General features: G+C 36.3%; 14 protein-coding genes, 4 tRNA genes, 3 rRNA genes and 1 pseudogene. 12 read left to right on the top strand and 10 right to left on the bottom strand.

All coding sequences use genetic code 11. The features are described 5' to 3' along the window. Positions 1-850: 850 nt before the first annotated feature. The 11 genes and pseudogenes from ACZ0AH_RS08690 to ACZ0AH_RS08640 all read left to right on the top strand — a co-directional run bounded on the left by ACZ0AH_RS08690 (position 851) and on the right by ACZ0AH_RS08640 (position 11,968). Positions 851-1,216: a helix-turn-helix domain-containing protein gene (locus ACZ0AH_RS08690; RefSeq protein ID WP_463475401.1), complete on the top strand. Its 366-nt coding sequence runs from the start codon at positions 851-853 to the stop codon at positions 1,214-1,216. After that, complete coding sequence (locus ACZ0AH_RS08685; RefSeq protein ID WP_463475400.1) at positions 1,192-1,557, top strand: helix-turn-helix domain-containing protein; 366 nt, start codon at positions 1,192-1,194, stop codon at positions 1,555-1,557. Before ACZ0AH_RS08690 ends, ACZ0AH_RS08685 begins: the two co-directional genes overlap by 25 nt. 366 nt (positions 1,558-1,923) lie before the next feature. Further along, positions 1,924-2,148, top strand: coding sequence for a hypothetical protein (locus ACZ0AH_RS08680; protein ID WP_463475399.1), 225 nt, complete (start codon positions 1,924-1,926; stop codon positions 2,146-2,148). Between the two features lie 315 nt (positions 2,149-2,463). Then, positions 2,464-3,084 (top strand): hypothetical protein, encoded by a 621-nt coding sequence (locus ACZ0AH_RS08675; protein ID WP_463475398.1) that lies wholly within the window; start codon positions 2,464-2,466, stop codon positions 3,082-3,084. Between the two features lie 108 nt (positions 3,085-3,192). Further along, positions 3,193-3,669: a hypothetical protein gene (locus ACZ0AH_RS08670; RefSeq protein ID WP_463475397.1), complete on the top strand. Its 477-nt coding sequence runs from the start codon at positions 3,193-3,195 to the stop codon at positions 3,667-3,669. 16 nt (positions 3,670-3,685) lie between these two features. Further along, positions 3,686-4,282: a hypothetical protein gene (locus tag ACZ0AH_RS08665; protein WP_463475396.1), complete on the top strand. Its 597-nt coding sequence runs from the start codon at positions 3,686-3,688 to the stop codon at positions 4,280-4,282. A gap of 75 nt (positions 4,283-4,357) precedes the next feature. Continuing rightward, entirely contained in the window at positions 4,358-5,029 is a 672-nt protein-coding gene (locus ACZ0AH_RS08660) for a hypothetical protein (protein ID WP_463475395.1), read from the top strand. Positions 5,030-5,109: 80 nt separating this feature from the next. After that, positions 5,110-5,844 carry a hypothetical protein gene (locus ACZ0AH_RS08655; protein WP_463475394.1) on the top strand — a complete coding sequence of 245 codons (735 nt, stop codon included), beginning with the start codon at positions 5,110-5,112 and terminating at the stop codon, positions 5,842-5,844. Between the two features lie 329 nt (positions 5,845-6,173). Further along, positions 6,174-9,086 (top strand): hypothetical protein, encoded by a 2,913-nt coding sequence (locus ACZ0AH_RS08650; RefSeq protein ID WP_463475393.1) that lies wholly within the window; start codon positions 6,174-6,176, stop codon positions 9,084-9,086. After that, complete coding sequence (locus ACZ0AH_RS08645; RefSeq protein WP_463475392.1) at positions 9,079-9,702, top strand: phage tail protein; 624 nt, start codon at positions 9,079-9,081, stop codon at positions 9,700-9,702. The genes ACZ0AH_RS08650 and ACZ0AH_RS08645 overlap by 8 nt, the downstream gene beginning before the upstream one ends. Before the next feature lie 31 nt (positions 9,703-9,733). Further along, positions 9,734-11,968 (top strand): annotated as a pseudogene (locus tag ACZ0AH_RS08640) (glycosyltransferase). Between the two features lie 357 nt (positions 11,969-12,325). Here ACZ0AH_RS08640 and ACZ0AH_RS08635 read toward each other — a convergent pair. The 10 genes from ACZ0AH_RS08635 to ACZ0AH_RS08590 form a co-directional block, all read right to left on the bottom strand. Beyond that, positions 12,326-12,411 (bottom strand) — tRNA-Leu (locus tag ACZ0AH_RS08635). Between the two features lie 8 nt (positions 12,412-12,419). Further along, a tRNA-Phe gene (locus ACZ0AH_RS08630) sits at positions 12,420-12,492 on the bottom strand. A gap of 73 nt (positions 12,493-12,565) precedes the next feature. Further along, positions 12,566-12,675, bottom strand: a 5S ribosomal RNA gene (gene rrf / locus ACZ0AH_RS08625). A gap of 187 nt (positions 12,676-12,862) precedes the next feature. Continuing rightward, positions 12,863-15,748, bottom strand: a 23S ribosomal RNA gene (locus ACZ0AH_RS08620). 181 nt (positions 15,749-15,929) lie between these two features. Continuing rightward, a tRNA-Ala gene (locus tag ACZ0AH_RS08615) sits at positions 15,930-16,003 on the bottom strand. A 163-nt stretch (positions 16,004-16,166) separates the two neighbouring features. Continuing rightward, a tRNA-Ile gene (locus ACZ0AH_RS08610) sits at positions 16,167-16,240 on the bottom strand. 124 nt (positions 16,241-16,364) lie between these two features. Further along, a 16S ribosomal RNA gene (locus ACZ0AH_RS08605) occupies positions 16,365-17,878 on the bottom strand. The 16S, 23S and 5S rRNA genes sit together here with 4 tRNA genes alongside, the layout of an rRNA operon. A 547-nt stretch (positions 17,879-18,425) precedes the next feature. Beyond that, positions 18,426-21,116: a glycoside hydrolase family 2 TIM barrel-domain containing protein gene (locus ACZ0AH_RS08600; RefSeq protein WP_463475391.1), complete on the bottom strand. Its 2,691-nt coding sequence runs from the start codon at positions 21,114-21,116 to the stop codon at positions 18,426-18,428. A gap of 386 nt (positions 21,117-21,502) precedes the next feature. Further along, positions 21,503-22,195: an SIMPL domain-containing protein gene (locus ACZ0AH_RS08595; RefSeq protein WP_463475390.1), complete on the bottom strand. Its 693-nt coding sequence runs from the start codon at positions 22,193-22,195 to the stop codon at positions 21,503-21,505. Between the two features lie 52 nt (positions 22,196-22,247). Further along, positions 22,248-22,886 (bottom strand): rhomboid family intramembrane serine protease, encoded by a 639-nt coding sequence (locus tag ACZ0AH_RS08590; RefSeq protein WP_463475389.1) that lies wholly within the window; start codon positions 22,884-22,886, stop codon positions 22,248-22,250. A gap of 112 nt (positions 22,887-22,998) precedes the next feature. Between ACZ0AH_RS08590 and ACZ0AH_RS08585 the strand changes: the two genes are divergently transcribed. Continuing rightward, positions 22,999-23,874 carry a lysophospholipid acyltransferase family protein gene (locus ACZ0AH_RS08585; RefSeq protein WP_463475388.1) on the top strand — a complete coding sequence of 292 codons (876 nt, stop codon included), beginning with the start codon at positions 22,999-23,001 and terminating at the stop codon, positions 23,872-23,874. Positions 23,875-23,923: the final 49 nt, after the last annotated feature.

Genomic DNA, 23,923 nt, shown 5'->3' with positions numbered 1-23,923 from the left:
TTAATTTTGTTTTTTGTAAATGTATTCTTAAATAGCTATCCATAAAAAAAAAATCAACCAACGGTGTTATAATTTCTACGAACAACATTAAATCTTAAACAAACTGCTTTTGAAATAGTATAATAAATTGATAAATGATTTATTAAATACCATAATGAAATTAATCTGGCTAAAACTTATTTTCATCAAAAAAGTAAAGCACTTCTAATGATTCAAAAAATTGATTTTTTAGCTTCAAATCACGTGTTGTTTAAAACAATTTAAAAATTCTAGAAGCAAATCTAAATAGTATCCTTATTGGTTTTATACGGTTTCCCACATTTAAACATTTTTTTTTAATAAAACAGACTGAACTTTATTAAAAAACTCACATTATCAATGGTTTACAAATTAATAAAATAAGAATTTTAACACTTTACAAAAGTGTTAAACTGTCTAAATCTGAATAATAAGATTATAAATACAGATGTAAACTTCAATTATTTTTATAGAAGATAGTTTTTATTCCTGTTGGATAATTACATACACTTACATACGATTAAATTTATTTCATTTAATAACTATGACAATATTTTCTCACTCATAACAGAAAATCTCTCATTCGCAACATTAAATACTCCATTTGAAGCATCTTTTTTATTTCCCTTAAAATCAGGCATTAGATTTACTTAGAAAATAAAATTAACAAGATATAGATGTGAAAAAAAAATATTTTTTTCACATAGAATTCATGAAAAATGCTACAAAGTACTATTGAAAAAAAAACACAAGAAACAGATATTGCCAATGGCGATTTTATAAATCAAGTTGATATTATCATTCAGAAAAAAAAACAGATTCATCATTTGGTGTGCCACAATTGGCGGAGGAATTGCAAATACATAAATCGCAGCTCAACCGTAAATTACATCAAATTGGTTATTCTCCGGCGAAGCTCATTCTGCATCATAGAATGGAATTAGCAAAACAAATGCTGAATTCGAGTTTGCATCCTGTAGAAGAAATAGCATATCAATCCGGATTTGTCGGAGTAACTGGATTTAGCCGCAAATTTAAGCAGGAGTTTAACACTAGTCCGTCAGAATATCGGAAAAAGGCATTAAGCGAAAGCGCTGAATTTTGGAGTTGGAAAATACCAATGAATGAAGATTATTTTGATCAACTCATCCAAATTAAAAAAAAAACAGATGGTTGGCAAAACTGTTTGTTATTGTAATTGACAATATCGATAACGATATGTTTTCTATAGAAGAGTTGTCTCAAAAGTTATTTATGAGTTCATCAAACCTGAATCGCAAAGTACAGCATTTGTTTGGTTTTTCTACTTTGAGACTAGTGCGTGATTTACGGTTGCAACAGGCATCTGAATTATTGAATATACAAGACAAATCAGTAAATGAAGCTGCTGTACATTCTGGTTTTTATGATTCAGCCCATCTTTCGCGCTATTTCAAAGAAACCTTTGGATGTTCGCCTAATGATTACAGAGATATAAGTGTTGGTTTTTCTTTCATAGATAAATTAAAACAAGAATCGATGAATCAAATTGATAAATAGTTGCGTGTTTCGTACAAATTGAATAGGAAATATCACTGTAATTTTGACTTATTAGAATTGATCAGGTGCACAGTGAGATTCTAAAAAAACAAAATCATGAACTGATTCTGCAGATTAGGAAATGAGAAAACCAAGAGTCATCTAAAAGTAAAATCTTACTCAACAGTGTGCATGAGATTTTTATCTCGAATAGAAAAAGAACAGTTTTATTGTTTAAGAATGTATAACAGATTTCTCAGGTAAAATAAAGATATGCATATCAGTGGAGCAGTTTCCACTTAAAAAAACGAACTGTTCGCATTCAGGAAATAATGTGAGGTAAAACCTGAAAGGCCTAAAGAGTAGGGAAAATTAAATTGAATTGTCATGGCATTCTATGAAATTGAATTTGAATATGACGGTAACGCTCCAACAGCATCTAAAACCTATAATTTCTGTATTGAAGATCTAGGGTATGACGAAGAAAATGTTGAACAAGTTAGTCCGCTTAAAGTTAGAATAGACGGCTCATCAAAAGCTAATATTTTACGAGCAATTAATGCAGACTTGCCTAAAACGCGCACTGGTACCGAATATTTATCTGCATCGTAATTGATAAAGCAATATGAAATCCTGAAAGTAAACCACATTAAGGATTCATAATTTGGGACGCAGCAATGGGCAATTACCAAATAGTGGAGCAGAACCCACTTTAAAAAACGAAGGAGCAATCCTCATATAAACTACCCGAACAACAAACCAAATCGTGCAAAATTTGTTCTTTTTTTGAAAATGAAGCTTCAGTAATTATAAATCAAATATGCGTTCGACATATAAAAACCGAAGTGAATTTCATATTTATAAAAAAGATCAAAAAACATACAAATGCACAGATTAGGTAATGTTCTAAACTAAAAACATTAAATCATGGATAAAATTAAATTAAATTTCATTAACAGATCTGGAGATACAAACAACAGCAGCGTAGTAATTTTTCAGCAAAATGTGGCTGAGAGTTTTGGAGAAATTGCAGTTGCATGGAAAGTAATTCAAAATTGTGGCCGATTGGATTATCATCCTTTTGTTTACCCATTAAATTTTAAGGTATCAGCAAGTGATTCTTACGGAAATTACACCCCTCAAATCGATGCTTTTGATGGTCAGGCTTTTGATATGATTAAAAGTACTTCTGGTGACATTCTTCAATTATCTACAACTCCTTCAACCAGTTCTACAGAGGTTGAAATCAGAAATAACCTTGGTGTAGGTGCCATCAATGCTAATTGTTATAAAGATGGTAGTTTACTGGCTACAAAAACAGGTTTGGCTCCTAGCCAAAAAGCAGTTTTTGAGTTCCATCCCCGTATTTATATAGGTGTTATTTCTCAAGTTGAAGAAGGTGCCGTAATGAATTCAGCTATTATCTCTCAATTCAATTCAGAAATTAATTTGTTTGGAATTTCTAGTGCCGATATTGTAATGACAGGCGGTGGACCAGGTAAAGGTTCTACTGCATTCAATTTCACCTTAGAAAACATCAATAAATAATATTTTTTGAAAAAAGAAACGCAGTAATAATCTATTACTGTGTTTCTTTTTATTCAGAATTATGAACTTAGAAATCTACTATTAGCGCTATATAAAAAAATAAATATTATGAATGAATTAAACAAAAAATCCTGGTATTCCGGAGACTGGAAACCAATAAATAGCCCTCAGATTCCTTATAATGGATTAATAGTTTCTGCTACGCCCAATTATGGTCTGGCCACAAGCCCGCCAACTACTCAAAAACTGGCAGCTGTTTTAATCGAAGTAATCGATTATACGTATGATACAAATGGTGTTTCCAGCCAACTGACACTTACAAGAGGAGGATGGAATGACATTCCGGTTCCTGAGAACACAACTGTATCTCCTCCACAACCTAATTCAAATTTTACAGTTTCCGGTATTGGAAATTCAGAATTAGGGCAAATACAACTAACGACAACTTCTAGCGGTGTTTACTTAAATATTCAGTTTTGTTATGGTCCGACATCTGGTAAGAGAGAAGAATTGGGATTTATTATGAAATTTTCAGAAACTTATACACCAGGTGATGATACCGTTATTGTTGAAGTAGAGTGTTAATTTAAAAAGGATAGTCATGTTTACTGATATTTATTTTACAAATTTAGGCCCTGCTTTAACGGATACTGGTATTTACTTTTTTCAAAACATCTCAAAAGTAATTTCATCAGAAACTCCGCTTAAGATCATAAATGACTGTCAATACGGTTGGGGTCATAGATTCAGAATATCATGGGATCTCCATTTTTGTTTTATAAAATCATCAGGAAACAGTTCAGAGCCGTATTCTTTATGGCCTATATCTGCTCAAAGCAGGAAAAAAACATTGATTAGCAAAGAAGGTATTGTAACTGTAATTCAGGAATATCAAAACGGCAAACAAGTCATTCATTTTGAACAAACCAAAGGCAATGCATATTCCGGAGTTCAAATCTATCGCGGATCATTGCTTGTAGCTACACAAACTTTTATACAAAATCATGCCCAAATTGATCTGGATACTACTATTTTTTTGTGTGAAAACAGGTACGCTGATTCACAAAAAAACAGGAAGGAATACAATACAAATTCGACACTAAGTTTTGATTTTTTTGGACTCAAAACAGTACATCTTTTTTTGACAGATACTAAAGAAAAAAGAGAATTGACCATTCGTAAAACAGAACAATGGTAGCACTTTTAAGTAACACATACAGTGTCTAATTTCTGTAATAAGCAGAAATAATTATTAAAATTTAAAAAAAAAATTATGCAATGTTATATCATTTTATATTCAAAAGAAGGTAACTTTTTGATTTTTGAGAAAAGAACCGAAGCTTACTTTTTTCATGGTTCTAACGGAAAACCATCCGCTATTTTTCCACCAGACGGAACGCCAATTACGAATGGTCCGGGTTTGTTTGCTTTTCCAGGAGGTGCACAGAACTCTAATGAGGAAGCATTCAGGAGTTGCTTGAGAGAATTTACAGAAGAATGCGGTAAAGCCATTAGTTTTGACTATGTGCCGGCCAATCAGCCTCAGAGTTTATTGACTTTAAGAAATTTAAAAATCGATACCTCTAAATATTCTATTTTATACAACCAACTCAATACTGTAGGCAGTAACTACACCGCTTTGTATCTTGAGTTTTCTGATGATGATCTGAGACAAATTCAGAATATCATTACGACAGCCAATTTTGAAGCTGCTAATCAGGTTCGCAGAGATATACAATACAACGAAATACGAAGCTATGATGCTATTTTTCAAGCTTATCCTTTTTGTCCATTAGATGATGAATTGGGGCAAGTACAACTTTGGAACTTAATAAGGGAAATAAATGAAATTAGAGCTCTAAAAAGAAACAAAGCAACAGATTGGTATTATGACATGATTGTGTTTTTAGCCAATGAAATGCTTCAACTTAATATCCATATTTAATTGTAAATATAGTTATTATGACATAAAATAGCCGGGAAGCCAAAAACGGGACAGAGTAGGCAAAATATAAAAGTAATAATATGGCAATTTTATCAATTACTCAAAAAGTTACGTTACAAAATTTAGGCCCTCTTACCCGTAACGGATATGCAACAGGTCCCGGCTATGTAAGTGGCGACGATGATGGCTTGTATAATGCAGCATGCTGGAGTTGGGCACTCACAGGTGGTTATCTGTCAGTTGCTAATCACAATTCAGCTCCTTATATCTACGAAAATCTTTTTAAATGGGATAAAGGGATGGATAAACCGCCCACAAGTGTAAACAGAGATATTAATAGTTTAGCAAATCAATTATCCGTTAGTAGTCCAATTATAATCCCGATACTTTTAACAGTATTGGTTGACAATTTGGCTAATGCAACTACTGGTAATGTGAGCAGTCAGGAGAAAATTCGTATCGCACTTTTAAGAATTAGTGCCATTGCCAACGGTTTTACACTGGGCAATCTTAGTGTCACTAATCTTGTTGTAAATCATCATGATGTATCAGATCCTGTTTTGGGCGATTATGCATTGCACATGCGCGGTACCAGCTGGTATGGCTGGGATCATTGGGGCATTAGTGTATTACTCCCTAATGGTACTCGCAGTGTTATACAAAAAGTAAACGGCAGTAACCCCGAAAAACCTTTGTACAAAGATGGTCATGTTTTTAGAAACGGTATTGCATTGTGGGATGAGGGCATGCCATTAACCTCTATTGCCATCACCGAATTAGTACAGGCACAAGTTAATATTATTGTAGCTCCCTAATCAAAGCCAATAAAGTAATAGTTTCATAAGTTGATTTATCAAGCAATATGTAGTCGGTATGTTTCTAATCTCGACTACTTACGCTTGTTAATACGAAGTTTTTTATTAGTTCTGGATAGTAAAACATTGTAATTTAATGTTTTATATTAGTAATCAAAAAAACATACCATTTAGGTTATGGATTGATGAGATTAGATTAAAAAAAGGTTCGTAACAGTCGTTTGTGATGATTATTAAAGAAAGAGCACGCTTACAGGTTTTGCTACTTTTTAATAAAAAAAACAAACTATAAAATTTTGTAATTTCTAATTTCAATAACAATCTATAAAATGCAAATAATAGAAAAAAAATGGGAAGATAAAATTTTTCCGGATATTAAAGACGGACTGGTTATTGTGTTTAAATTACCTGTTTCTACAGATAAGAATGACTCTGGACAAATAAATGCTGAAATGTTTTGGAAAAATGCACCAGATGACAATTATTCGATACCACCTTTGATTTTTTCTTCTAAAAGCAATATTTATCACACTTTCAATAATGGTATTACGATCATAGGTACTTTGGAATGGGAAAAGATTAATAATCCCCATATTATTGATACAGACGGAATATGGAGTAATTTTAAATATTATAAAAAAGATCTTCAAACCTATATCTGGCATACCGAAGGTTTTTTGATAAGTTTTAATTCAAGAAAAAAGCCAGATGTAAAACCTATTCCGGATGAAATTATTATAGATGACGAACAAATTGATTCGGGCATCATTTTAAAACCTGCAAATGGATCTAATTTGTATAGTGATTTGTTTCCGTACATCTATGTTTCCGGTTGGCCAAAAATATCAAATGCAGAAAAAAAAGGAAACTTTTTTGGTTATATCGGTACCAATAGCAGCCCGCCAGTTCCTACTTTTTACGATCAGTTGAAAGCTTTAAAAACCTCCGGGAACAGACTCGGAATGCAAAATGAAGCAATTGCTTTTTTAGAAGGAAATTCACCATATCAAAACCAGTATATTTCACAAATAAACAAACAAAAAAGCTTTATTGGTTCTTTTGCAGCATTATACAATCATCTTGAAACAACAAAATCGAAGGATAATGACGTTATTTTGGTTTGCAGTTTCTTAAAAACAGATGTAACTTCATTGGTTGGTTATTTCAAATCAACAGCATATATTGAATTAAAACAACGATTTTGGTTTTCGTATTTTGCGTTATTGATCGAAATGGGTTATAGCACCAGCAATTTTGCAAACATTATAAAAACGCTGACTATTTGTAATTTCTTAGAAATCGTTTTTAGTCATCTAAATGCAAAGGCAACGGTTACAGTTTTAGAGAAAGAAACCTTGTTTAATTTGTTTCATGCAACAATACTTTTAGATCAGGATATTTTTCCGTTACCGGGATATTCTCAGTCACCTCCACAAGCTCCAACTCCTGCTATATTACCGTATGCAATTGGCAATTTGCAATTGGTAAAATACAAATTGCTGCGTTATGAAATGGGCGAATTAGCCCATATTACAAGTGTAATGCCTGGCGAAAAAAGAAAAGTAGTAAACCGAAAACTGGATCGTATAACCGATAAAGAACAAATTACAACTTATAACGAAAGCATTTCTGATCATAAAACGAACGAAAAGAGTAATGATTTTAGCAAAGAATTATGGAAAGCTATTGCCGAAACTACCCATACCAGCAATTATCCTGATCCTGGTTTGGTATCGACTTATGGGCCGCCTACGAACATTACTGTAATGGGTTCTTATACCAAAGCTCAAACCACGCAAACACCCGAAAAAAAACAAATTACCCTATATGCAAAAAAAGTACTTAACCTAACTACACAACGCATCGCTGAAAAGATAAACAAAGTACGATCCCACACCCAATTGAAAGAATTAGAAGATACTGCCACAAGTATTTTGGACAACTCAAATGGCAAAGATCCTGCTTATGGCATGTATTGCTGGTTAAACAAAGTCTATAAAGCTAAGGTTGTAAACTATGGCAACAGAATGCTTTTTACCTTTTTGATTCCAGATCCTGCTGCAAATTATATTGCGCAAACTAAGATTATTGAAGGCAATAATCTAACCGAACCACTTTCGCTCGCACAACAAAACATAAATACCTATCAGGATATAACACCGGATAATTATTTGGCTTTATGCCAATATTACCAACTCAAAACATTCCCGATTGCTCCTAATACACAGCTTGTTATTTCGGATATCATGCAGCTGGGCGAAAGCAAATTAATACCTATTCCTAAAGGATATGAAGCATCAAAAGCTACTATTAGTTATGCTTTTGGTGAAGGTAATGCAATGGCTGTAGTCAATGGATTTATTGGCAAAAGCAGTTTTACTTTTGATCAGTCCAAAGGAAACACAGGCACACAAGGTTTTGACCTGAATAAGGAACAAATTAACATTGCTGTCGGGATTGTTTCCAGCAACGTTATTACGATGTCGCCTCCTTCTGCAGCAATCGATTTTCAATTATCCGTTGAAATAATTTGTTTGCTAAATGCCGAAAATCTGTTGAGTTGGCAAATTTCAATTTACCAGCTTATTAGTTCGGCTTACGCTGAGCAATATGCAGTTTACAACCAAAAAAGTAATGCAGCAAATGGTAAAGAAGAAAGAGTGAACCCCTTGAAAGATTATCTAATTGTAAAACAAGAACTCGAAAAAGGAGTGCGTCAACAATTACGAAATCATATTATCAGTACTATAGGATTGCCTTCGAATTTTGATGAAGAAAAGGCTTCTCCCGAAATAGATTACAACTATCCTGAAAATGCCCAATATATTAATTCGGCTCTGGAGTGGAACGAGATGACATATACTTTTTTGGATAAATATGACAGCCAAAACGCATTGTTTGCAGTCTCATCACTTTCACCTGATTATTTTTCAGGTTTTCTAAAAGCAGCTTATGCGAGAGTAACTATTCCGGTAACTCCCCATTATAATCAAGGATTTCTCTATTTTTTAAGTACCGGAATAGTTTGGTCGCCAGCCGATAATTTTGCGCCTTGTTTTGATGATTCTCTGTTAGAGAACAATACAAGCACAGATCAGGCTACTATAGTTCTGGAACTTAAAAATGTGTTTAAACGGCCAAATCAGCCAGAAAAAACAATAGATTCCTGGGAAGTGGTAATTCCGACTTCCATGCAAATGTTACAAAAAAGTAATTCATTAAAAATTCATAACTATGATTAATTCTAATTTTAATCTGTATCCTATTAGTGCCCCGGTAGGATCAATCATTGCTTTTGCGGGTCAGGTAGCATCATATGCACAATCAACAGACAATCCTCAACCGTTTATTACTCAGCCCATTGAAGCTTTTGGATGGATGTTGTGTGACGGATCATCACTTAACGCCAGTCAATATCCGGAATTATATGCCGCTTTGGGTAATTTATATGGCACAAAAGGCAGCGGAAATGACCTGACCTTTAATTTACCCGATTTAAGAGGGCAGTTTCTAAGAGGCATTGGCACAGATAAGGCCAGTAATGAAAATAGAACAGCAGCGGAAAATGGTCAGACAAATGGCATAGGTTCAACCCAAAAAGATGCCTTGCAAACACATGTGCATACTTATAGCGAGCCTACGGGTGCAGCTCCGGGTAATTCAGGACCCGCTTTTGCTGCTGTAAATCCAAAAGCTTTAACAGGAACCCCAACCGATGAACCTGCTCAACAACCCCCTGTAAATGTCAGTGAGTTTGAAACCCGCCCGACGAATGTATTTGTAAATTATTTGATAAAATATACATATCAGTTACCCAGAACTGTAGGTAATGTAAACTTTACACAACCGAAGTACTAGCCCACCATAAACCAAAATAACGAACTTTAAGATGAAGTCTATAAGAAACATATATATGTGTTTGGTTCACGAAAACCAGGATTGCATCATCGATCTGGTGCGTAACCTAAGTTATTTAGATCCGGATTCAAGAATAATACTTTATAATGGAGGAACCAATACAGCGCTATTTGATAATTTTCCTTTTGAGCGATATAATGTAATTATTTATCCGGAGCCTAAACCTCTAAAATGGGGCTGGCTTCACGATTTTGCCATTGATTGTATGGAATATGCCATAATGCATCTGGATTTTGATTTGATAACCGTTGTCGATTCAGATCAATTGTTGTGTGGCAAAAATTATTCGGCTTATGTGGCAGATACTTTTCATAATAACCCGGGGCTTGGTATGCTCGGACAGATCGCAACCCGAATTGATGCAGATACTAAGATCGATCCTGCTATCACGGCTTATGCCGAAAAAGAGTTATGGCGGCCATTACTGGAAAATCTTCCAAATGGCAGAGAAGCTTTTTTGCATTGGACATTTTGGCCTTCAACTGCTTTTACTAACGTGGCAGCAGTTGATTTGGTTCGTCTCTTTAGAACCAATTTAGAATTACACGCTATTTTGGAAAGAACCAAAATATGGGCCAGCGAAGAAATTCTATTGCCCACTTTGACCATTGCATTGGGCTATACCATAGTCGAAAATGCTTGTGTATATGATTTTGTAAAATATCGTGCTTCTTATACAACTATTGACATTCAACAAGCTATTGAAAAAGAAAATACTTTTTGGATTCATCCCGTCGAGCGGAAAATTAATAACGTAAATCGAATCTATATTCGTAATGCTTTTGAAAATTATATCAGTGATTCCTATTTTCATTCTTCTATTCGTTTGAAATCCTTAATAAATAATATTAAAGAAAAAGTAAATCCTATTGAAGGTTGGTTAGAAGAAGATGAAATAGAATTATTAGCTACAGTTTGTTATACAAAAGCGCAAACAAAAAAGATTCCTATATTGGTTGAAATAGGAAGTTATTGCGGCAAAGCTACTGCTGTAATGGCACTGGCAGCAAAAGAAATTAATAAAAAATCAAAACTATTTGCCATAGATGATTTTACTGGTCGATTGGGTGCTGAAGATCTCAAAGTAATTTCTTATCCGCCTAGTTTTCAAAAATTTCAGCAAACATTACAGCAAACAGAAATAAGTAATGACGTTATTATTATAAAGAACACACCTTCTTTGGTTAATTCCCGGGAAGAAATCGCCAGGCTAATAATAGATAACTCACCTGCTCATGATGTAGATGTCTTGTTGATAGATGGTTTACATGATTATGCCAACGTCGCTAGAGATTTTTATAATTATGAAAGACATTTAATTCCCGGTAGCATTTTATTATTTCATGATTATGAAACAGTATTTCAGGGAGTAACTCATTTTGTAAACGAATTAATTTATACGGGAAATTATCAATTTTTAGGCAAAAGAAATAGTTTGATCGCATTAAAAATGGTCCAAAAACCTACTTTACAAACACTAAAATCAAGCATCAAAATTGCCAATAAGGAAACTATCCCTGATAAAAAAGAACCATTAGTTTCGTGCATTATGCCAACCTTTGACCGATCTGAGTTTATATTGAATGCTATTAACCAGTTTCTGAATCAGGATTATCAAAACAAAGAGCTTATTATTATAGATGACAGTCCGGTTTCAATTGCTCCTTTAGTACCAGAATCAGCAATAATTAAATAAATTTATTTAAATGAAAAACTAGATTTGGGAAGCAAACGCAACCTGGCTTGCGAAAAGGCAAAAGGTGAAATTATTATTCATCTGGATGATGATGATTTTTATACTTCAGATTGGATACAGAAACAAGTATCATTTTTGATAGAAAAGAAATTAGAAATTACGGGACTTGCTTCTCCTCTCTTCTACAATAAAAGCGAAGATAATTTTTGGCAATATCTATATCCGGAAAAAGATAAACCATGGGTATATGGAGCTACTTTATGTTATACTAAAGAATTTTGGAAAATCAATCCTTTTCCGCCAACCCATTGTGGAGAAGATAATGCTTTTGTCTGGAATAAAAACGTAAAAAAAATACTTCCACACGATGCTGTTACATCTTATTTAGGACAAATACATGCCAAAAATACCAGTCCTAAACAAATAGTGCACAAGCGTTGGCAAAAATTAGAAAATGATGAACTCGTTAATACAATTTTAGCTTCTCATCAAATCAAGAGTTCTGTCTGATCTATCAAAATGTTGAAATATTAAAAAGTGAGCTCATGTTGATCATGCTAATTTTTAATAGGGTTTTTAATAATCAATAACTATTAGATTATCTGATACTTGCCACTACTTATTAAATATCAAAGCCTGAAAATAGATTTTCAGGCTTTTTTGTAATTCGGAAAATTAGTGTTTCAATTTTAAGAAATACAAAAGAGCATGTATTTTCATATGATTCTTCTCAAGCATTTGACAGAAACGATTTTTTCCTAATAGATTAGAAGTAAAAAATTGTATGTAATTAACTTTGAAATACTATCATAAAATATTTATTAGCAAAAAAAAACTTCAATTAGCAAAGCCAATTGAAGTTTTTAGTACTCAGAGCGGGACTTGAACCCGCACGAACATTGCTGTTCACTGGATTTTAAGTCCAGCGTGTCTACCAATTTCACCATCCGAGCATTATATGTGGTACCTCCAGGGATCGAACCAGGGACACATGGATTTTCAGTCCATTGCTCTACCATCTGAGCTAAGGTACCTTACATTTACCAATCATACGAAAAGTAAAAGTTAGAATAAAAAACCCCATTCGTTAGAATAGGGTTTTTCAAAGAAAGGCGACGACATACTCTCCCACATAACTGCAGTACCATCTGCGCAGGCGGGCTTAACTACTCTGTTCGGGATGGGAAGAGGTGAGCCCCGCCGCAATAACCACCTTAAGGTTGTTAGTCTAAAGTCACAAGTCTTAAAGTACAAAAGTCTTTTGACTTTATGACTTTAATCTTTCGACTTAAAGACTGCTCGCGTCGAGCAAATATCTTAACATACTGAGATAAAGAAAAGTATTTTTATTTATTATTTTTAGAAAGTTTCTTCCTCCCGTCTTTTGGACGGGAGGAAAAGGGTGTACATAAGCTTACGGATTATTAGTACTACTCGACTATGACATTACTGCCTTTACATCTATAGCCTATCAACGTGGTCATCTTCCACGATCCTTAAAAGAAATCTCATCTTGTGGTGGGTTTCGCGCTTATATGCTTTCAGCGCTTATCCCTTCCAAACGTAGCTACTCTGCGGTGCCCCTGGCGGGACAACAGATACACTAGAGGTTTGTCCAATTCGGTCCTCTCGTACTAGAATCAGATCCACTCAAATTTCTAACGCCCACAGTAGATAGAGACCGAACTGTCTCACGACGTTCTGAACCCAGCTCGCGTGCCACTTTAATGGGCGAACAGCCCAACCCTTGGGACCTTCTCCAGCCCCAGGATGTGACGAGCCGACATCGAGGTGCCAAACCCCCCCGTCGATATGAGCTCTTGGGGGAGATCAGCCTGTTATCCCCGGCGTACCTTTTATCCTTTGAGCGATGGCCCTTCCATGCGGAACCACCGGATCACTATGCTCTACTTTCGTACCTGATCGACCTGTATGTCTCTCAGTCAAGCTCCCTTATGCCATTGCACTCTACGCACGGTTACCAAGCGTACTGAGGGAACCTTTAGAAGCCTCCGTTACTCTTTTGGAGGCGACCACCCCAGTCAAACTACCCACCAAGCAATGTCCCCCGCAAAACGGGGTTAGGCCTCAGATAAACAAAGGGTTGTATTTCAACAATGACTCCACAACGCCTGGCGACGCCGCTTCAAAGTCTCCAACCTATCCTACACATCATTTATCCAAGGTCAATACTAAGCTATAGTAAAGGTGCACAGGGTCTTTTCGTCCCACTGCGGGTAAACGGCATCTTCACCGTTACTACAATTTCACCGAGCTCATGGCTGAGACAGTGTCCAGATCGTTACACCATTCGTGCAGGTCGGAACTTACCCGACAAGGAATTTCGCTACCTTAGGACCGTTATAGTTACGGCCGCCGTTTACTGGGGCTTCAATTCAATGCTTCTCCGAAGATAACATCTCCTCTTAACCTTCCAGCACCGGGCAGGTGTCAGGCCCTATACTTCATCTTACGATTTTGCAGAGCCCTGTGTTTTTGATAAACAGTCGCCTGGACCTCTTCACTGCGGCCCTGTATTGCTACAGGGCGACCCTTCTCCCGAAGTTACGGGTCTATTTTGCCTAATTCCTTAGCCATGAATCTCTCGAGCACCTTAGGATTCTCTCCTCAACTACCTGTGTCGGTTTACGGTACTGGTACTAATTACCTGAAGTTTAGAGGTTTTTCTTGGAAGCCCTTAGGCGCACTATCTCTTTGTCCGAAGACGCCGAGTACTATCGTATTTCCCCAAGACGCGTGGATTTGCCTGCGCATCTTATAGGTAGGTACTTCAACGAACTATTCCGTCAGTTCGCGGCGCTTTCATCACTCCGTCACCCCATCACAGTAATTAGTAGTACGGGAATATTAACCCGTTGGCCATCGACTGTCCCTTTCGGGTTCGCCTTAGGACCAGACTAACCCACAGCTGATTAGCATAGCTGTGGAAACCTTAGTTTTTCGGTGTGCGGGTTTCTCGCCCGCATTATCGTTACTTATGCCTACATTTTCTTTTCCAGCCGGTCCAGCATACCTGACGATACACCTTCAACCCTGCTGGAATGCTCCCCTACCACTTAGAGTAAACTCTAAATCCATAGCTTCGGTAATACGCTTATGCCCGATTATTATCCATGCTCGTCCGCTCGACTAGTGAGCTGTTACGCACTCTTTAAATGAATGGCTGCTTCCAAGCCAACATCCTAGCTGTCTGGGCAGACAAACCTCGTTCTTTCAACTTAGCGTATATTTGGGGACCTTAGCTGATGGTCTGGGTTCTTTCCCTCTCGGACTTGGACCTTAGCACCCAAGCCCTCACTGTTATGAAACATTATATAGCATTCGGAGTTTGTCAGGAATTGGTAGGCGGTGAAGCCCCCGCATCCAATCAGTAGCTCTACCTCTATATAACTTTACGCATAACGCTGCACCTAAATGCATTTCGGGGAGTACGAGCTATTTCCGAGTTTGATTGGCCTTTCACCCCTACCCACAGGTCATCCGAAGACTTTTCAACGTCAACCGGTTCGGACCTCCACACTGTGTTACCAGCGCTTCATCCTGCCCATGGGTAGATCACACGGTTTCGCGTCTAACACTACTGACTAAAGCGCCCTATTCAGACTCGCTTTCGCTACGGATCCGTGGCTTAACCACTTAACCTTGCCAGCAACGTTAACTCGTAGGCTCATTATGCAAAAGGCACGCCGTCACCCCACGAAAGGGCTCCGACCGCTTGTAAGCGTATGGTTTCAGGATCTATTTCACTCCGTTATTCACGGTTCTTTTCACCTTTCCCTCACGGTACTGGTTCACTATCGGTCTCTCAGGAGTATTTAGCCTTAGCGGATGGTCCCGCCAAATTCAGACAGGGTTTCACGTGCCCCGCCCTACTCAGGATACCACTATCTATTATACTCGTTACCCATACGGGACTATCACCCTCTTTGGTGTCGCTTTCCAGCAACTTCCGGTTCCTTGTACATAAAATATCGTGGTCCTACAACCCCAGAATTGCCGTAACAACACTGGTTTGGGCTAATCCGCGTTCGCTCGCCACTACTTACGGAATCACTTTTGTTTTCTTCTCCTCCGCCTACTTAGATGTTTCAGTTCAGCGGGTTTGCCCACCTATCGGTGTACTATGTCTTCAACATAGTGGGTTGCCCCATTCAGGTATCTACGGATCAATCGGTGTGTGCCCGTCCCCGTAGCTTTTCGCAGCTTATCACGCCTTTCATCGCCTCTGAGAGCCAAGGCATCCCCCATACGCCCTTATTTTGCTTATTGTACCAATCATAAATTAATATGACCGTTTTTTTTTGTCTTTTATTACTCGTATCGCTACTCATAACAAAAAACGCTTTCTACTTTTTATTATTTTCTTATCTCAATATGTCAATGAACTTTACGGGCTTCGCGCTTTACGCACTAGGCTTTAAGCTTACAGCCTATGGCTTATAGCTTTTTGTGGAGAATAACGGAGTCGAACCGTTGACCTCCTGCGTGCAAGGCAGGCGCTCTAGCCAGCTGAGCTAATCCCCCTTTTTAATTAAAAATTAAAAATCGTGAATTAAAAATTATGAACTTTTTGATTCTTAATCTTTCAACTTCTAAAATTTCCTTTTTTTTAAGTTTGCAGTCTTTTTAGTTTGTTGTTTTTTCTTATAACTTACAATTCATAATTTATAATCAACAATTTAAAAAGTAGTCCCGGGCAGACTCGAACTGCCGACCCCTACATTATCAGTGTAGTACTCTAACCAGCTGAGCTACGAGACTCTGTTTTACTTAAAATTTAGTATTTGAACTAACAGCAAGAGTAATGAAATTTTGTGATTCAGAACCTTCAAGATTAACATCTTTTTTCCCCATCGTGCATTACTGCTAACAATTGGGGCTCTAGAAAGGAGGTGTTCCAGCCGCACCTTCCGGTACGGCTACCTTGTTACGACTTAGCCCTAGTTACCAGTTTTACCCTAGGCAGCTCCTTGCGGTCACCGACTTCAGGCACCCCCAGCTTCCATGGCTTGACGGGCGGTGTGTACAAGGCCCGGGAACGTATTCACCGGATCATGGCTGATATCCGATTACTAGCGATTCCAGCTTCACGGAGTCGAGTTGCAGACTCCGATCCGAACTGTGACCGGTTTTATAGATTCGCTCCTGGTCGCCCAGTGGCTGCTCTCTGTACCGGCCATTGTAGCACGTGTGTAGCCCAAGGCGTAAGGGCCGTGATGATTTGACGTCATCCCCACCTTCCTCACAGTTTGCACTGGCAGTCTTGTTAGAGTTCCCGACATGACTCGCTGGCAACTAACAACAGGGGTTGCGCTCGTTATAGGACTTAACCTGACACCTCACGGCACGAGCTGACGACAACCATGCAGCACCTTGTAAATTGTCTTGCGAAAGTTCTGTTTCCAAAACGGTCAATCTACATTTAAGCCTTGGTAAGGTTCCTCGCGTATCATCGAATTAAACCACATGCTCCACCGCTTGTGCGGGCCCCCGTCAATTCCTTTGAGTTTCATTCTTGCGAACGTACTCCCCAGGTGGGATACTTATCACTTTCGCTTAGCCACTGAGTTTGCACCCAACAGCTAGTATCCATCGTTTACGGCGTGGACTACCAGGGTATCTAATCCTGTTCGCTACCCACGCTTTCGTCCATCAGCGTCAATCCATTAGTAGTAACCTGCCTTCGCAATTGGTATTCCATGTAATCTCTAAGCATTTCACCGCTACACTACATATTCTAGTTACTTCCTAATAATTCAAGTTTAACAGTATCAATGGCCGTTCCACCGTTGAGCGATGGGCTTTCACCACTGACTTATTAAACCGCCTACGGACCCTTTAAACCCAATGATTCCGGATAACGCTTGGATCCTCCGTATTACCGCGGCTGCTGGCACGGAGTTAGCCGATCCTTATTCTTACGATACCGTCAAGCTGCTTCACGAAGCAGTGTTTCTTCTCGTATAAAAGCAGTTTACAATCCATAGGACCGTCATCCTGCACGCGGCATGGCTGGATCAGGCTTGCGCCCATTGTCCAATATTCCTCACTGCTGCCTCCCGTAGGAGTCTGGTCCGTGTCTCAGTACCAGTGTGGGGGATCTCCCTCTCAGGACCCCTACCCATCGTAGCCTTGGTAAGCCGTTACCTTACCAACTAGCTAATGGGACGCATGCTCATCTTTTACCGTTGTGACTTTAATATAATCCCGATGCCGAGTCTATATACTATGAGGTATTAATCCAAATTTCTCTGGGCTATCCCTCTGTAAAAGGTAGATTGCATACGCGTTACGCACCCGTGCGCCGGTCTCTGCTTCCGAAGAAACATACCCCTCGACTTGCATGTGTTAAGCCTGCCGCTAGCGTTCATCCTGAGCCAGGATCAAACTCTTCATCGTATATTGTGTGCTCTAATTAATTAAAGCTAATTATTATCGATGCTTCTCTATCGGTTCTTCTCGAATCTCGCGATTCCTTTACTCTTATTCTTTTGCTCTAACATCTCTGTTAAAGCGGCTGTCAATTCAATATGTCTACGAACGTGTCTTTCAATCTTGTTTCGCTTGTGTTTCAAAGCGGGTGCAAAAGTACACACTAAATTTACATTTGCAACAATTTTCAACGAGTTTTTTCAATCTTTTTTAAGACTTTTTTCTAACTTTCTGATAACACAACATTTAACTCTTATCTTTTTTTTAAAGTTTAAAAGAAATTTCCTACTATCGTTGCTTTTTTGATAAATTCACTATTTATAAAAAAGGAGTTTATGCGAATTATATACCTTTATCTATTGTTTAATATCACCTTTTGATACTTAGGACTTGCAAATGATTTTCTTTACTATCTTCAAATTCTTATTTTGAGGTAATATTCTTCACAGAAACTCAATTTAGAAAAAACACCTCTTTATATAAGAGCACTGTTGTTCTTTTTAATTCATTATTATTAGAAGATCTTTTTGAGTTCAATTCCATTCAAAATGGTTTTACCCGTTTTCTTTTTGAAATCAACCTGAATTCCCTTTCCGTCTTTTACATAAACAGTCGTTTTCATGCTGACCGCTTTTTCTGGTTCTAAATAATTATTGTTTCCAAAATCCTCCAGAAATAATTTACCATTAACGAGAACATCAAAAATTCGGAATGCTTTTTCTTCTTTCTGGGTTTTCTCAACTAAATTATATGCCAATGCTTCTCTGGTGTTTCCTGTTATAAATTCGGCAAAATAAAGTGTCAGTTCGTATTTTCCATTCGGAACATCAAAATTAAACGCTTCTATATCTTCTCTTTGGGTTTGGTAAATAGGATCATTTTCTGTTCCTATAATCAATTTATTGGTTCCATATGGAATTGAAGGGTTTCCAGGCAACTTATAAACGTTCCCTCCAACATACCCCCAACCTCCTTTTTGATAAGATTGTTCCGGAAGCCAATTTTGATGTGTTAATTCATCTGTATATTCTCTTTTGTCTCCTAAACTTACACGAATGCTTTCAAAAGGAAATTTGCTGCTGTTTAAATTTGGAGCATAAAGTGTAAAATGGATCGACGCAAAATCTTTTACATTTTCATTTGCTGTCGAATAAGCTTCAATCAAATTCTGTCCATTTTTAAATGGAACATTAAAAATAGCAGAACCTTCTTTAACCGGCAGACTTCCTAAATTTTGTCCGTTTATTTTTAGTGTAACTTCAGTTTCATTTGAAAAAACCTCCAGATTTTCATAATAAACAGTATCATTTTCAGAAGTTAAAATCCCGGAACGATTCACCCAATTTTTAGATCCAATGGTCACAATAGGTTTTTTGGATAATCTTGCCTGATAAAAATAATAAGCATCTTTCGGAATTCTGTCCCATGAAATTACACCTTTATTATTCATGTGAGGCCAGCTTTCTGAACGTCCTTCGGAATTAAATTCAACCAGATTCCAAATTGCTCCTCCGGCAACATAATCCAGATTCTCGATTGCATTTAGATAATGTTTATGGTAGAGCATCGCATAATCCATCGTTTTATCAAATCTTTCCGGATTTTTAGTACGCATTCTTCTGTCTGCATCAGCGCCAAATTCTGTTATTACCATAGGTTTTCCCGGCAATAGTTTATGATGTTTTTCTAAAAACGTTTCCAGACCTGCAAACGTGCCGCTGTACCATCCAGGATATAAATTCCAGCCTACAACCATCGGAATTTTAGTTAAACCGACTCTATTATATAAATCAAAATCACCATGGTTGGGAAGCATTGTATATCGCGTAGGATCTTCCTGCCTTGTTACATCTTCCAGTTTTTGAGCCAATTCTGCAACATGCTGGTAATACAATTTTCTTTCTTCGGATTTTTGATCGTATCTCGGGCGTAATAATATTTCATTCATATAAGCCCAAACTATAACACTTGGATGATTGAAATTTTGACGAATCATTTCTTTTTGCATTTGCAGACTATTTGCCTCAAAAGCCGGTGTTTCTGTAATTCTGTTGACTTCCGGTGTTTCGACCATTGCCAATAATCCTAGTCTGTCGCAAGTTTCTAAAACAGATTGATCCTGCGGATAATGTGACACGCGAACAAAATTTCCGCCCATGTCTTTAATCAATTGCATATCATTTTCGGCTAAAGCGTCCGGCAAAGCATTGGCTAAATCTTTATAATCCTGATGACGGTTTGCTCCAATTAATTTTGTTGGTTTTCCATTTAAAATAAAACCTTTATCGGCAGTAAATTCAAACCATCTGAATCCGACAGGAGCAGAAAACTGATCTAATTGTTCTTTCGTTTTTTTATCTAAAATTATTGAAACGACTTTATACAAATAAGGATTTTCCGGCGACCATAATTTGGGATTCTGAATGTTATTCGAAAACTGTTTAAAATCAATTTTTGAATTTGCTTTTATTTTTATATCCGAAATTATATTTGAGATTTCTTTATTTTCAGCATCATATAAAGTCGTAGAAATCTTTAATTGTTTGGAGAGATTTGATTTATTTTCAACTATTCCTTTTATCTGAAATTTTGCAGATGAAGCCGAAACATCCGGCGTGGTAACAAAAACACCGTCTGAAGCCAGATTATCATTGTCAAAATGAATTTCATTTGAAGCAACCAGATAAACGTCGCGGTAAATACCTCCGTAAAAAGTAAAATCAGCCTCTAATGGCGGAATATCTTCATTGTGGCTATTGTCCACTTTTACTACAATTTCGTTTCCTTTTTCAGGATTTTCAAACTGAAGAAATTTATTTATAGCAAAACTGAATGCGTTATAACCGCCAATATGAGATCCCACTTTTTTTCCGTTAATATATACTTCTGCTATTTGGCTTGCACCTTCAAAATAAAGATAAACTGATTTGTTTTTCCAGCCAGGATTTACAAAAACAGTCTTTTTATACCAGCCTTCTCCCCTGTAATATCCCCATTGATCATCCATAACATCCTGCGTGTTCCAGCTGTGAGGCAAATTAACTTCTTGCCAATCCAGATTTTTCTCTTTCTCTGAATCTGCTATCGTGGATTTCCCTTTATGGAATTGCCAATTTGAATTTATCGATTGTTTTACTTTTTCCTGTCCTAAAACTGATTTGAAGAAAAGTAATGTGACGATAAGGATAATCTTTTTATGAATCATTTGGTTTTAATTAGTTGTTTTTATCAATCAACAGTCACACTATTAATAATAAAAAAAGATGGATTATATAAAATTTCAGAAAACAGAAAATCAATTACCAAAACACAAATACAGCATCATTTTAGGGTAAACGATCAAATAATTTAGAAAACAATGATACAAAATATTTCATTATTTAAAATCGACTTGCTGTAAATCAGCCCCAAAACAAGCAGTAAAAGACAATTTTTATACCAAAATCAGATTTTTTTTTACGCCACATCCCAAAAGCGTTATTGTTTAAAGCTTTTAAGTGTCTTCAAAGGAAAAAATGAGACAAAAAAAATCCAAATCCCAATCGTTAAATTGGGATTTGGATTTTTCTATATTAGAATTTATTTATCTGATTAATCCAGAATAAAACTCACACTTACATTTGCTGTAACTTCGATTTCGCCAATTGCTAAAGTTTCGTTTGCAGCTCCGGCATTGCTATCCATCGCCATTGATTTCATTGCAGCATACATAGGCTGTGGGTGATAAACCTGAGTATTATCTGAAATCGTATAAGCTTTACCAACTTTTTGACCTAAAACAGAAACATAATCTTCTGCTTTAGATTTAGCATCTTTTATGGCTAATTTACGTGCTTCTGTTTCAAGTTGTGTTAATTTAGAGGTTTCAAAAGAAACTCTGTCAATACGGTTAATTCCTTGCTGAACCAAACCTTCCATTAATTCATCATATTTAGATAAATCTTTTAATACAATTTCTACTGTTTGAGTAGCATTATAGCTGGTTTTCTTTTTCTCATAATCATATTGCGGATTAAGAGCGACTTGTTTTGTTTTGAAATCTGCTGTAGGAACATTCATTTTTTTGATGAATTTTAAAACAGCGTCCATTTTTTCGTCGTTTTGTTTTTTGACATCTTTAGCATTATTCCCTTTCGTTTCAACAGTAGCTGAAATACAAACCTGATCTGGTGCTACTTTTACTTTTCCTTCTCCGTTTACGTTGATTTGAGGTATTTGTTTGATTTCCTGGCCGTAAGACATAGTCATAAACATGATTGTTAAAAATAATACTAATTTTTTCATTTCTGTTATATTTAAGTTATTTGATAGTGACTTTTCAAAAGTTGTGCCAGTATTATAATTTTCCCAATTTAGCCATTACAAAAAGTATAAAAATAGGAATTGCCAATAATACAACCATTAAAGTATGATCAACAAATAATGAAGGTTCTTTTATTAGTGTTATCAAATAACCGCCAATTGCACCTCCAAAATGCGCCGTGTGACCAATATTATCATTTTTAGCACGCATTCCGTAAATAGAATACAATAAATACAATATCCCAAATAAATAAGCCGGTATCGGAATCACAAAAAATATTCCCAACATCATATCCGGCTGCAGTAAAATTGCCGAATATAAAACGCCCGTTACCGCTCCGGAAGCTCCAACGGCACGATAACTATAATCGTTTTTATGAAATAACATAGTCAGTAAACTTCCAAAAATCAAACTTCCAAAATAAATTAAAACGAAAGAAATTGTTCCCAGCCATTCAATTACGACTGGCGCAAAAAACCAAAGCGTTAACATATTAAACACCAAATGCATCATGTCAACGTGTAAAAAACCAGACGAAACCATTCTTATTTGTTCTCCTGAACGAATGCTTCCTACATGAAATTCGTATTTTCTAAAAAAAGAAAGATCATTAAAACCTTTGTAGCTAATCAAAGCATTAGCTACTATAATCCCAACTAAAATGGTATTCATAAAAAATAATTATTGTGAATTGTAAATATAGTCATTCTTAAAGATATGTTAGCGTTAAACCAAAATATCGCTCATTATTCATTTTTGCTTTATATTTGTAAAAAAATTTTACATGCAATTTCTCGCTTATATAATAGCCTATCCTTTTCTTTGGCTTATTTCTATTCTTCCTTTTCGGGTATTTTATTGGTTTTCTGATTTCGTTTATTTTATTATTTACAGAATTGTTGGTTATCGTAAAAAAGTCGTAAGAGAAAATCTTGCGCTGACTTTACCACATTTAAGTGATGCAGAAAGAAAAGAAATAGAGAAGAAATTTTATCACCATATGTGCGATATGTTTCTGGAAATGATTAAAACGATGAGCATTACTCCGGAAGAAATGGAAAAAAGATTTACTATTACTAATATGGATCTTTTTCATGAATATGAAAACAAAGGCAAAAGTGTTGTTTTGGTAGCTTCACATTATGCGAGCTGGGAATGGCTTTTAACCCTTAATAAAAGAATGTTATTTAACGGAATTGGCGTTTACAAAAAAATAGCAAATCCGTATTTTGATAAATTAGTTCGAAGAATACGCTCGAAATACGATGCTGATTTGGTTGAAACCAGAAAAGCAATTCCGTTGATGGCACAAAATCAGCGTGACGGAATTTTAAGTCTTTACGGTTTAGCAAGCGATCAATCGCCTAAACTGGACCGAATTTTTCATTCGATGAAATTTATGGGAATCGAAGTTCCGGTACATACGGGAGCCGAAATGCTGGCTAAAAAATATGATTTAAGCGTTATTTTTATAAAGGTGAAAAAAGTAGGAAGAGGTTATTACGAAGCGACAATTGTACCGATTGCCGATAATCCTAAAGAATTTGAAAATTTTGAAATTACCGAAAAATATCTGAGAGAAGTCGAAAAACAAATTTACGAAGCTCCTGAATATTATTTATGGACTCACAAAAGATGGAAACATCGAGTTGAGAAATAATTCATAAAAAAGCAAAAAGTCCAAAGAAGTAATTACTTTTTTGGACTTT

This window comes from Flavobacterium sp. AC105 (assembly GCF_979258495.1).
Note: the sequence above shows the minus strand (reverse complement) of the source record. Positions and strands in the feature narration are given on the sequence as shown.